General features: G+C 66.7%; 9 protein-coding genes. 2 read left to right on the forward strand and 7 right to left on the reverse strand.

Annotation, left to right across the window (positions count from 1 at the left end):
- Window positions 1-61: 61 nt before the first annotated feature.
- The 6 genes from ACERNI_RS17055 to ACERNI_RS17080 all read right to left on the reverse strand — a co-directional run bounded on the left by ACERNI_RS17055 (window position 62) and on the right by ACERNI_RS17080 (window position 6,520).
- Window positions 62-793: a hypothetical protein gene (locus ACERNI_RS17055; RefSeq protein ID WP_448834443.1), complete on the reverse strand. Its 732-nt coding sequence runs from the start codon at window positions 791-793 to the stop codon at window positions 62-64.
- 333 nt (window positions 794-1,126) lie between these two features.
- On the reverse strand, window positions 1,127-2,359 hold the full coding sequence (locus tag ACERNI_RS17060; RefSeq protein WP_448834444.1) for a multidrug effflux MFS transporter: 1,233 nt from the start codon (window positions 2,357-2,359) through the stop codon (window positions 1,127-1,129).
- A 576-nt stretch (window positions 2,360-2,935) separates the two neighbouring features.
- Complete coding sequence (locus ACERNI_RS17065) at window positions 2,936-3,799, reverse strand: metal ABC transporter permease (RefSeq protein ID WP_448834445.1); 864 nt, start codon at window positions 3,797-3,799, stop codon at window positions 2,936-2,938.
- Window positions 3,796-4,650, reverse strand: a complete 855-nt coding sequence (locus tag ACERNI_RS17070; protein ID WP_448834451.1) for a metal ABC transporter permease — start codon at window positions 4,648-4,650, stop codon at window positions 3,796-3,798. Before ACERNI_RS17070 ends, ACERNI_RS17065 begins: the two co-directional genes overlap by 4 nt.
- Window positions 4,651-4,682: 32 nt before the next feature.
- Window positions 4,683-5,552 (reverse strand): ATP-binding cassette domain-containing protein, encoded by an 870-nt coding sequence (locus tag ACERNI_RS17075; protein WP_448834452.1) that lies wholly within the window; start codon window positions 5,550-5,552, stop codon window positions 4,683-4,685.
- Window positions 5,553-5,557: 5 nt separating this feature from the next.
- Entirely contained in the window at window positions 5,558-6,520 is a 963-nt protein-coding gene (locus ACERNI_RS17080; RefSeq protein ID WP_448834446.1) for a metal ABC transporter substrate-binding protein, read from the reverse strand.
- Between the two features lie 353 nt (window positions 6,521-6,873).
- Here ACERNI_RS17080 and ACERNI_RS17085 point away from each other — a divergent pair, with 353 nt between their 5' ends.
- Complete coding sequence (locus ACERNI_RS17085; protein WP_448834447.1) at window positions 6,874-8,451, forward strand: ATP-binding cassette domain-containing protein; 1,578 nt, start codon at window positions 6,874-6,876, stop codon at window positions 8,449-8,451.
- 62 nt (window positions 8,452-8,513) lie between these two features.
- Here ACERNI_RS17085 and ACERNI_RS17090 read toward each other — a convergent pair whose 3' ends face one another.
- Window positions 8,514-10,112, reverse strand: a complete 1,599-nt coding sequence (locus tag ACERNI_RS17090; RefSeq protein ID WP_448834448.1) for a long-chain fatty acid--CoA ligase — start codon at window positions 10,110-10,112, stop codon at window positions 8,514-8,516.
- A 327-nt stretch (window positions 10,113-10,439) separates the two neighbouring features.
- On the opposite strand from ACERNI_RS17090, the gene ACERNI_RS17095 reads away from it, so the two are divergent.
- Window positions 10,440-11,225 (forward strand): SDR family NAD(P)-dependent oxidoreductase, encoded by a 786-nt coding sequence (locus ACERNI_RS17095; protein ID WP_448834449.1) that lies wholly within the window; start codon window positions 10,440-10,442, stop codon window positions 11,223-11,225.
- Window positions 11,226-11,400 lie beyond the last annotated feature (175 nt).

Raw genomic sequence — 11,400 nt, forward strand, 5'->3', positions numbered from 1 at the left:
ATTTGCGCAAATTCTGATCGGTCCGCAGGCTCCTGCTGACCGGAACGGCTCCAGCCCGAGCTCAGAAGGCGATCTGCACGCCGGCAATGGGACCATGCACGGCGACGTCAAACAGGAAGCCGGCCTCCCGGAACTTCACCTGCTGGGCGCGGTAGCCCAGGGTCGCCGAGAACATGGAATTGATGCGGTAGCCAACGCCGCCCATCAGGTCCCACATGTAGTCGGAGCCACCACCGCCCGCGAGGGCCCAGCCGCTCAGGAACAGGCTGTCGGTCAGGAAGGCCTGGCCGCGCACGCCGCCAACCGCGTCAACCCATGTCCTGGTGCGCTGCGCCTCATGATCGCCAAAGCGCGCGAATTCCGCGCCGATGATGGTCTTGACCGACCAGACCCTGGCGCCCGCCACCAGTTCCAGACGGCTGCGCCCGTCGTCATGGACGGCGTAGCCCGCCAGCGGCGTCCACTGCAGCAGGCCGACGCCGACCCGCGACCGCTCCAGCCCGATGCGGGACATGGCGACATGATCGGTGATCCGCATGTAAATCAGATCGGAAGACAGCGAAAACCGGCCATAGCGCGCCTCCGCCATGCCCATGGCGGCGAAGTTCAACGTGTTGATGACCTTCGAAAAATCGTAGTGCAAATGCGCAAGCGTGCGGTCGCCATGCCCGACGTCGCCGCCAATGCCGGCCGCCCACATGTAGGGCGTCAGGCTGAACTGCCATCCCCCGCTCAGCACTGCGGGCGCGACGGGCTCCACGGGGGCCTTCGACGCCGGCAGGTCCGCCGCCATGGCCGACGTTCCGGTTAGCAGGCTGATTGCAACAAACCGCAAGAGAAACCGCAACATATCGCCCCCAATGCGTCCCGAAAGCTCTCGTCCTGACCATCCCCCAACCGGATCATCCGCCGACATCAGCCATGGCGCGGCGGCTCCGGCCCCGCCTGCGCCATGACATCCGCCCAGGCGCCCCGCGCGGGCCGCCGTTCCGGGTAAAGCAGCTCAGTTCATGAAATGTAGGCGAGTTGGATGCATGAAGTCATGCCCTTTCCGGCGCTGCGATCCGTTTTCCTGGCGGCGTTACGGATTGGCAACGGTTTATTCATGTATCAGTCCACCACATATTCAGGCGTTGTGAGGGCGGAATAAACGTCCACGCTCGGTTATGATCACAACAATCAGGATCAATACGCCGCATATGGCGAAACCTGCCGTCATCGGCACGGTTGTTCCATTGAAATGCTGGCCGATCCAGAAGCCGGCCAGCGCCCCGCCGACCGTGGTGACAAAACCCTGCACGGAGGACGCCGTTCCGGCGATGTGGCCCAACGGCTGCATCGACATGGCGCCGAAATTGCCGCTCATCATGCCGAAACAGAACATGACGCAGGCTTGCAGCACGACAAACGTCACCAGGTTCTCGAAGCCCGCCAGCGCGATGATAAAGTGGGCCATCGCGACCAGGATATAACCCAGCAGCGCGGTATGTGAGAGCAGGCGCATGCCGAAGCGCTCGACCAGCCTGGCGTTCAGCAACGACGCCACGGCCATGAAACCGGCTGTCAGGGCGAACATCGTGGTGAACAGATGTTCGGCGTGAAATACGTCAGAGAAGATCTGCTGGGTGGAATTGATGTAGCCGAACAACGCCCCCAGCGCCAAAGTGTTGCCCAGCATGTAGCCCACAGCCTCGCGGGAGGCGAAACACTGGCGCATGGCGGCAAGCACGCCCGCCGGGTCGATGGAGCGACGATCCCGCGGATGCAGGGTTTCGGGCATGCGGAACAACATCCAGACCAGCACGACGGCGCCGAAAATCGCCAGCAGGCCAAACACCCAGTGCCAGGGCGCGAACAGCATGATCGCTTGGCCGAACGACGGCGCGAGGATCGGCACCAGCATGAAAATGATCATCGCCATCGACATGACGCGCGCCATCTGGCGCCCGGCATAGCAGTCGCGAACAATGGAAACCGCCAGCACCCGCGTCGCGGCCGCGCCAACGCCCTGGGCGACGCGGGCGATAATCATGGTCTCGAACGTATTGGCCAGACCGGCCAGCGCGCCAAAGATAAAATACATCGCCAGGCCAAAGATCAGCACCGGCCGGCGGCCGAAGCGGTCAGCCGCCGGGCCGTAGAAGATCTGCGCCCCGCCAAAGCCGAGCAGATAGGCGGTGATGATCCACTGGCGCTGGTTGTCGCTGCTCAGGCCAAGGTCACGCCCGATCTCGGCAAGGGCCGGCAACATCGAATCGATGGCCAGGGCGTTGGTCGCCATCAGGGCGGCGATGAATGCGACAAACTCCCGGTAACTCATACGTCCGGGGGGATGCGATTCGCGTGTGGTGGTTTGCATGGCAGTGCCTGGGGTAGCGGGCGCAGGAACGCGTCCTGACGCGGAGCGCTCCCCGAACGCCGCGTCTCGATACGAAGAAAAACAGCTTCACTGTCCAGACAGACGGCCATGGCGACGCATCCGGCGGAACAGTCAGGGCGCGCCCGGAAAAACCAGGGTGCGGACACGCCCATATCGCTTTGGCCGGACGCTTTTTCCTGACAGGAGGGAGCGTCCGTAACTTGTGGCGTCATCGCGGCGACGCGCCTCTGGCGCGGCGGAGGCTGGTGCATTCGCCGCTCGCAGGGCCAGAACGCCGCCTGAAGCAGCTTGCCCTGCCCCTGGCGAATTCTGCGCTGCCCGACGACGCGGGCGAGCCGGAAAGCGTCCGGGGATCTACCAGAATCCGATGGGCCTCACCGGCTTTTGGCGCGAGGCATGTCATGCATGGTCACGACGTCCGCCCCGGATGACCGGCGCCCGCGAAAAAGGGCGCTTTCATCCCACTGAACACAACAAGTTGCAAGGGGATGACAGGCATGCGCCCGCGGCATGATCGGCGGTGAGGCGCGAACGCCACATCCGGCCGGGCCAGACTCAGGCCCCCGCCGGTCCACGATCGCGCGCCCGCCGCTGGCGCCAGCGGCTGGCCAACATGGCGGCGATGAACATCACGGCGAGGCACAGCACGATCGTCGGCCCTGGCGCGCTGTCGATATGATAGCTGGCAAAAACGCCGGCCAGCGCCGCCAGCATGTTGGCCGCCACGGCGATCAGCAGCATGCGCGACAGGCGGCGGGTGAGCAGGAAGCCGATGGCGCCGGGGGCGATCAGCAGGGCGATGGCGAGCACCAGACCCGCCGTGCTCAGGGCGCCGACGATGGCCAGCGAGATCAGCGCCAGCAGCCCATAGTGCAGCACCCGCACGGGCAGGCCGACAACGCGCGCCTGCACCGGATCGAAGGCGTGCAGGGCCAGATCGCGCCAGCGCAACGCCATCACCAGCACGACCACGGCGGCGATCGCCCCTGAAAGGACCATGTCCTGCGGACCGACGCCGAGCAGGTCGCCGAACAGGATGTGCTCCAGATGCACATCGGTGTCGACGGCGCGATACAGCACCAGACCAAGACCGAACATGCCGGCGAACACCACGCCCAGCAGGGTGTCCTGGCGGATGCGGCTGTTCTCCTGCAAATAGCCGGCCGCCAGGGCGCAGCCCATGCCCGCGGCGAAGGCGCCCACGCCGAACGGAATGCCAAGGATGTAAGCAAGAACCACGCCGGGGAAGACGGCGTGGGAAATGGCGTCGCCCAGCAGCGCCCAGCCGCGCAGCACCATGAAGCAGGAGAGCAGGGCCGTCGGGATCGCCACCAGTTGCGCGACGAGAAAGGCCTGGCGCATGAAGTCGGCGCTGAACGGCTCGGCGAGAAAAGCGGGAAACGCGGCCAGGCCCGTCATGGCGCGGGCCTTTCCGGCGCATCCTCGCCAGACGCCGTTGCCGCGCCCGACGACGCGGCCAGCCGCCGCGCGGCGAGCAGGCCATGTTTGGGCGCGAACACAAAGGCGAGCAGGAACACCAGCGTCTGCAACACCACGATGACGCCGCCGGTGGCGCCGTTGAGGTAATAGCTGATCCAGGCGCCGAGAAAGCTGGTGATGGAGCCGATGGCGACGCTGATGACCAGCACCCGGCCAAAGCGGTCGCTGAGCAGGAAAGCCGTCGCGCCTGGCGTCACGACCAGGCAGATCACCAGAAAGGCGCCCACGGTCTGCATCGCCGCCACCGTGCAGGCGGCCAGCAGGGTGAAGAACATCAGCCGCAGGGCGGTGACCCGCAGCCCGACGGCGCGTGCGTGGGTTTCATCGAAGAACATGGCGGCCAGGTCGCGCCAGGTCAGCAGCAGCGCCGCCAGCGATACGCCGGCGATGATGACCAGTTGCACCGTGTCGCTGCGGGTGATGGCCAGAATGTTGCCCATGATGATGGTCTGGATGTCGACCGGCGTCGGCGACACCGAGGTCATGAACAGGCCAAGGGCGAAAAAAGTCGAGAACGTCAGGCCAATGATGACGTCCTCTTTCAGCCGGGTGCGCTGGTTGAGAAACAGGATGGCCGCGGCGGCCAGCCCGCCGGAAAAGAACGCGCCGATGGAAAACGGCAACCCCAGCATCCAGGCGCCGGCGACGCCAGGCACGATGGCGTGCGACAGGGCGTCGCCAATCAGCGACCAGCCCTTCAGCATCAGGAAGGCGGCGAGAAAGGCGCAGACGCCGCCCACCAGCGCCGACACCCACATGGCGTTGACCATGTAGGCGTATGAGAAGGGCTCGAGCAGCGCGCTCACGGGGGCCCTCCCCGCGCCGGGTCATCGCTGTCAGGCGATGTCGCCGGCAGCACCAGCGCGCGCTCGTCGTCGGAGACCACATTGACGGCGCGGCCGTCTGCGCCCGGCAGATCGATGCGGCGCAGACGGCCGCCAAAGGCGTTGCGCAAATTGTCTTCGGTGAAGACCTGGCCGATGGGGCCGCTGGCCAGCACCGTCTGGTTCAGCAGCACCGCGCGGTCGCAAAACGTCGGCGCGCCGCCGAGATCGTGGGTCGAGACCAGCATGCTGCGGCCGCCGGCGCGCAGGTCGCGCAGCAAGGCGATGATCGCCTCCTCGGCCCCGACGTCGACGCCGGTGAATGGCTCGTCCAGCAGGATCAGCCGGGCGTCCTGGGCCAGGGCGCGGGCCAGGAACACCCGCTTGCGCTGGCCGCCGGACAATTCGCCGATCTGGCGGCGACGGAAGTCCAGCATGCCGACCCGGCCGAGCGCCACGGCAACCGCCTCCCGGTCCTCGGGCCTCGGGCGGCGCAGGAAACCCATGTGGCCATAGCGGCCCATCATGACCACGTCGTCGACCAGCACCGGAAAATTCCAGTCCACGTCTTCGCTTTGCGGCACGTAGGCAACCGCATGGCGCCGCAGGGCCTCGCCCACCGGCGCGCCAAAGATGCTGATGGCGCCGGAGGCCAGCGGCGCGATGCCCATGATGGCCTTGAACAGGGTGGACTTGCCGCTGCCATTGACGCCCACCAGCGCCGTGATCGAGCCGGAGGGCACAACGAAGGTGGCGTTATCCAGCGCCCGCCGCCCATTGCGATAGACCACGGAGGCCCGGTCCACGCGGATCGCCGCCCCGATCATCGCTGCGTCGGCCGACGCCATGTCGCTCATTTCTGCGTCCCGCCCGCGCCGGTCTTCTGGCCGTCATTTTGCGGACCCGCCAGCCCATCGGCAATCGTCGACGCGGTGACTTTCAGCAGATCGAGATAGGTCGGCGCCGGCCCGTCCGGCTCGCTGAGGCTGTCGACATAGAGCACGCCGCCATAGCGGGCGCCGGTTTCCTGGGCCACCTGGCGCGCCGGCTTGTCCGAGACGGTGTTTTCACTGAACACCGCCGGAATCTGGTGCTGGCGCACGGCGTCAATCACCTTGCGCACCTGTTGCGGCGCGCCCTGCTGGTCGGCGTTGATCGGCCACAGGTAGATTTCCTTCAGGCCGAAGTCGCGCGCCAGATAGCTGAAGGCGCCCTCGCTGGTCGCCAGCCAGCGCCGGTTTTCCGGAATCGCCGCCAGCCGTTCGCGGATCGGCGCCGCCACGGCGGCGATCTTCTGCTTGTAAGCTTCGGCGTTCGCCTGGTAGGCGGCGGCGTTGGCGGGGTCCTTGCGCGCCAGGGCCTCGCGGATGTTGTCGACATAGATCGCCGCCGCCGCCGGCGACATCCAGGCATGCGGATTGGGTTTGCCGTTATAGGGCCCCTCGCCGATGCCGATGGGCGTGACGCCGGCGCTGACCACCACCTGCTCGGCGCCCTTGAGGTGCTGCAGGAATTTCTCGAACCAGATTTCGAGATTCAGGCCGTTGTTGAGCACCAGATCCGCGTCGCGGGCCCGCACGATGTCCTTCGGCGTTGGCTGGTACTGGTGAATCTCCGCGCCAGGGCGGGTGATCGAGACCACGTCCGCATGGTCGCCGGCGACGTTGCGGGCCATGTCGGCGAGGATGGTGAAGGTCGTCGCGACCTTGAGGCGGTGTTGCGGCGTCGCAGAAGCGGACGCTGCGCCAGAGGCAATGGCCAGGGCAAAGGCCAGCACGGGCGCCAAGGAGCGCCAGAAGAACTTCCGCTTCATCATGTACCGTCGCCTCACCGCTTATTAGATGCAGATGCGAATGAATTGCAGATAATGGCGCCATGAACCGCCGTCAAGCACCAGCCGGCTGGTCCGGCGCCAGCGGCGGCGTCATCCCGGTCACCCGGGCCGTGACCGCCGCTTCCAATTCAGGATATGGCGCCCTATATGAACGGGCGATGGCGACGCAGCGCCGTTTTTGCATTTCCGGAGTTTTTTCGCGTTGGACCAGTTCTGATCCTGCGGGCCCCAGGGCCCGGACCCAAGGACAACAGCCCCGGACGGCGCCCGGTTCCTGAAACCGGCATGGCCAGGCGCGGGGCTGCAGAAGCTGACGCACCCCGGATCTCCCTTCCATGTTTATCACCTACGATTCCGTGTCGGCGGCGACGCCGGATCATCACATCCTGTTCCGCGATCTGAGCCTGTCCGTCGGGACGGAGCGGGTCGGCCTTGTCGGCCGCAACGGCGCGGGCAAATCAACCCTGCTGGCAATGGCTTGCGGCGCCCTCGCCCCGCTGGCCGGCGCGGTGACCCGGCGCGGCTCCGCCGGGCTGCTGGCGCAGGACTGGCCACCGGGGCAGAGCATCGCCCAGGCGCTTGGCGTCGCCGGGGCGCTTGCCGTGCTGGCGCGCATTCTGGCCGGCAACGGGACGGAGGAGGACTTCAGCGCCGCCGACTGGGGCCTGGAGGGACGGCTTGGCGACGCCCTGACCCGCGCCGGCATGGCCGGCATGGCCGTCGATCGCCCCATCAGCTCGCTGTCAGGCGGCGAACGCGTGCGCATCGGCGTTGCCCGCCTGCTGCTGGAAGCGCCGGACCTGCTGCTGCTGGATGAGCCGACCAACAATCTCGACGCCGACGGTCGCGATCTCATTCACAGGCTGGTTCGCGACTGGCGTGGCGGCGTTCTCGTCGCCAGCCACGACCGCGCCCTCCTCGAACACATGGATCGCATTGTCGAACTGACGCCGGTTGGCGTGCATGTGGTTGGCGGCGGATGGTCCGCTTTCGTTGCCGTGCGCGAGGCTGAACGCGCCCGGGCGGCGGCGGAAGCAGAGCGGACCAGCGCCGCGCTGCGCGAGGCGGAGCGCGAGGCCCAGCGCCAGCGCGAAGCAAAGGACCGGCGCGACAAGGCCGGACGCGCCTTCGCGGCAAAAGGCTCCGCGCCGAAAATTCTGCTCGGCGCCCGCGCCAACCGGGCCGGGAACAGCGGCGGGCGGATGCAGCGCATCGGCGAGCGCCTTGTCAGCGATGCCTCAGCGCAGGCCGACGCAGCCCGGGCGCAGGTGGAGGTTGTGACGCCGCTGACGATCAGCCTGCCAGCCACGCGCATGCCGGCGGACGCGGAGGTCCTGAGGCTGGAGCAGGTGACGGCGGTGCGGGGCGGCCGCGCATTTGGTCCGTGGTCCCTGCATCTGCGCGGCCCGGAACGGGTGGCGATCAGCGGGCCCAACGGCGCCGGAAAATCCACATTGCTGGCGATCGCGGCTGGCTTGCTGCCGCCCTCTGGCGGTCACGCGCTGCGGGCGGAGGGGCGCATTGCCCTGCTCGACCAGCATGTCAGCCTGCTCGATGCGCAGGCCAGCATTCTCGACAACTTCCGCCGGCTCAATCCGCAAGGCGAGGTCAACGACGCTTTCGCCGCCTGCGCCCGCTTCGCTTTTCGCAATCGCGATGCGCTGCGGCTGGTCGGGACCTTGTCCGGCGGGGAACGCATGCGCGCCGGCCTTGCCTGCACCCTCGCCGGGGCGGAGCCGCCATGGCTGCTGGCGCTGGATGAGCCGACCAACCATCTGGACATCGCCTCGGTCGAACTGCTGGAGCAGGCGCTCCGCGCCTTCGACGGCGCGCTGCTGGTGGTCAGCCATGACGCCGCCTTTCTGGAGGCGATTGGCGTTGAACGCCGCATGGAGACGCTGCGTCCGTCATGACCACGTGAAAACGGCGGCCCAGGGGCCGCCGTCCAGAACTGGTGAAGGCTTCCCGGCGAACGTCAGGCCGGGAACATCTCGCGCAGTTTCAGCTTGTAGAACTTGCCGGTGGAGGTGCGCGGAATCGCGTCCAGGATCTCATAGCGGTCGGGCATCTGCCATTTGGCGAACTGGCCCTCGAGAATGCGGTTCAGCTCTTCAGCCGTCGCCGTCTGTCCCGGCTTCAGCACGATGCAGGCCAGCGGCCGCTCGTTCCACTTCTCATGCGGAACGGCGATAACCGCCGCCTCGGCCACCCCTGGATGGGACATCAGGGCGTTTTCCATATCGACCGAGCTGATCCACTCGCCGCCGCTCTTGATCAGGTCCTTGGTGCGGTCGGTGATGCGCATGTAGCCATGGGCGTCGAAGACAGCGACGTCGCCGGTGCGCAGCCAGCCGTCCGGCGTGTGCTTGTCCGCATCGGCGGGCACCCGGAAATATTCGCCGGTGATGTATGGCCCGCGGATCTGCAGTTCGCCTGGGGTTTTGCCGTCCCACGGCGTCTCCTGGCCCTCGTCGTCGATGAGACGGATTTCCACCAGCGGCGCCGGAACGCCGGCGCAGGCAGCGCGCCGGAACTTTTCGTCATCGCTCGCGTCGGCCAGTTCGGGCTTGATGTAGCTGATGGTTCCGAGCGGCGAGGTCTCGGTCATGCCCCAGCCCTGGAACAGGGTGACGCCGCGCTCGGCGAAGGAGCGGATCAGGCTTTCCGGCGCGGCCGAGCCGCCGACGAGGCTGCGCATGCCGTCGGGCAGCTTCCACTTGCCAGGGTTGGCTTCCATGAACTGGATCAGCGACAGCCAGATGGTCGGCACGCCCAGCGACAGGGTGGGCTGCGTCGCGACGATCAGGTCAAGCAGGTCGTCGCCATGCAGGTGCGGCCCCGGCATGATCAGGTTCGCGCCCGTCAGCACGGCCGCGTAAGGCATGCCCCAGCAATTGGCGTGGAACATCGGCGTCACCGCCAGCACCCGGTCGCGGCTGCTGAGGTTGCAGTGATCCGGCAGGCTCATGCTGAGCGAGTGCAGCACCGTGGAGCGGTGCGAATAGGCGACGCCCTTGGGGCGTCCGGTGGTGCCGGAGGTGTAGCACAGGCCCACGGCGTCATTTTCATCATGCGGCGCGGGCGTGAAGGCCTTGCCCTTGTGAGGCGCCAGCAGCGTCTCATAATTGTGCAGACCGTCCGGAATGGCGACATCGCCGCCGAACGGAAACACGATGACATGGTCGAATTTGTAGGCGCGCGCCACCTGCTCATACAGCGGCAGCAGCACGTCATCGACGATCAGCACCCGCGAACCCGCGTGATCGGCGATCCAGCCGATTTCCTCACCGGAAAGGCGCAGATTGAGCGTGTGCATGACCGCGCCAACCAGCGGAATGCCAAAATAGCACTCCAGATGGGCGTTGTGGTTCCAGCACAGGGTGGCGACGCGGTCGCCTGGCTTCACGCCAAGGCCCTGCAGGGCGTGGGCCAGCGCCCGGGTGCGGTCGGCGACCTCGGCGTAGCTCTGCACGCGCAGCGACTTGTCAGGAAGGCGCGAAGTAATGGTCTGGCTGCCAAACAGCCGGTCCAGCCGCGCGAACATTGTGTTCAGCGACAGCTGCGTCGACATCATCGTGGATTTCATCGCGCTGGTGCTCCCATGGCGGGCGTGGCCCGCCATGCGTCAGCGGCGCCGATTCCCTGCAATAATCGCATAGCGGAAGTGGGGTTTTCCCCGCAACTGTTCCGGCGCCCGACTTTCGCCGCAGGCCGCGCGACGCGACGTCGCCCTGCTGGCGATGCGCCAGAGCCGCCGGCGCATTCCGGCGATCTTCCGACAAACAGGTTTGCAGGCGCGCCGGAATTGCGTAGCAACGCGGCAACCCATGTTCGCTGAAACCATCACCGGACATGCAACCGGCCAGGCCACGACGCCTGGCTGAATTCAGAAGGAAACGCCATGAGCGCCGCGACCGACTTCCCGCTTCCCCACGTTTCGAACGACCTCACCGGCCAGGTTGCCCTTGTCACCGGCGCATCTTCCGGGCTTGGCCTGCGCTTCGCCAGGGTGCTCGCCGCCTGCGGCGCCAAGGTCGCGATTACCGGCCGGCGCATGGACCGGCTCGAGCAGGTTGCCGAAGAAATCCGCGCCGCCGGCGGCGTCGCCCTGCCGCTGCAACTTGACGTGCAGGACGCCGACCAGTTGCTGGCCGTGGTGAAGAAGGCCGAGGCGGAGCTGGGAACGGTGACGATCCTCATCAACAACGCCGGCATTCCCGACGCCCAGCGCGCGGTCAAGATGTCGGTCGAACTGATCGACTCGGTGCTCGACACCAATGTGCGCGCCCCCTACATCCTCTCCTGCGAGTTCGCCCGCCGCCTGATGGAAGCCGGCAAGCCGGGCCGCATCGTCAACATCGCCTCGGCCGCCGCCTATGAATACGCCGGCAACGGCGCAGCGCTTTATTCCGTTTCGAAGGCCGCCGTGGTGCGCATCACCGAGACGCTCGCCGTCGAGTGGGCGAAGTTCAACATCAACGTCAACGCGATTGCTCCTGGCGCCTTCCACTCCGAGATGATGGACGGCATGCTGGCGCGCATGGGCGACATCGCCCAGCATTACCCGCGCAAGCGCCTTGGCCAGCCCGCCCAGCTCGACAGCACCCTGCTGTATCTGGTGTCGCCCGCCTCCGACTGCGTCACGGGCACCTGCGTGCGCGTCGACGACGGCCAGCACAGCCGCTGAGGCCAACGGAGCGACGGCGGGCCCGTCACCAACGCCCCATTCAAACACAACAAAGGCGCCGCGAGGCGCCTTTCGTTTTGGCTGTCGCCCAGAAAAACCTGCGGCGCCCCTGCGCCATTTTCGGAACCAGGGGCAGCGATCATCCGGTCATTTGATCTAGGACTGATCGACATTC

Source organism: Camelimonas sp. ID_303_24 (assembly GCF_053543495.1).

What these genes read in the sequence shown, in the direction of transcription:
- ACERNI_RS17055 (WP_448834443.1), bottom strand. Translation starts at nt 793, where the DNA reads ATGGCGGCGGACCTGCCGGCGTCGAAGGCCCCCGTGGAGCCCGTCGCG.
- ACERNI_RS17060 (WP_448834444.1), bottom strand. Translation starts at nt 2,359, where the DNA reads ATGCAAACCACCACACGCGAATCGCATCCCCCCGGACGTATGAGTTAC.
- ACERNI_RS17065 (WP_448834445.1), bottom strand. Translation starts at nt 3,799, where the DNA reads ATGACGGGCCTGGCCGCGTTTCCCGCTTTTCTCGCCGAGCCGTTCAGC.
- ACERNI_RS17070 (WP_448834451.1), bottom strand. Translation starts at nt 4,650, where the DNA reads ATGGTCAACGCCATGTGGGTGTCGGCGCTGGTGGGCGGCGTCTGCGCC.
- ACERNI_RS17075 (WP_448834452.1), bottom strand. Translation starts at nt 5,552, where the DNA reads ATGGCGTCGGCCGACGCAGCGATGATCGGGGCGGCGATCCGCGTGGAC.
- ACERNI_RS17080 (WP_448834446.1), bottom strand. Translation starts at nt 6,520, where the DNA reads ATGATGAAGCGGAAGTTCTTCTGGCGCTCCTTGGCGCCCGTGCTGGCC.
- ACERNI_RS17085 (WP_448834447.1), top strand. Translation starts at nt 6,874, where the DNA reads ATGTTTATCACCTACGATTCCGTGTCGGCGGCGACGCCGGATCATCAC.
- ACERNI_RS17090 (WP_448834448.1), bottom strand. Translation starts at nt 10,112, where the DNA reads ATGATGTCGACGCAGCTGTCGCTGAACACAATGTTCGCGCGGCTGGAC.
- ACERNI_RS17095 (WP_448834449.1), top strand. Translation starts at nt 10,440, where the DNA reads ATGAGCGCCGCGACCGACTTCCCGCTTCCCCACGTTTCGAACGACCTC.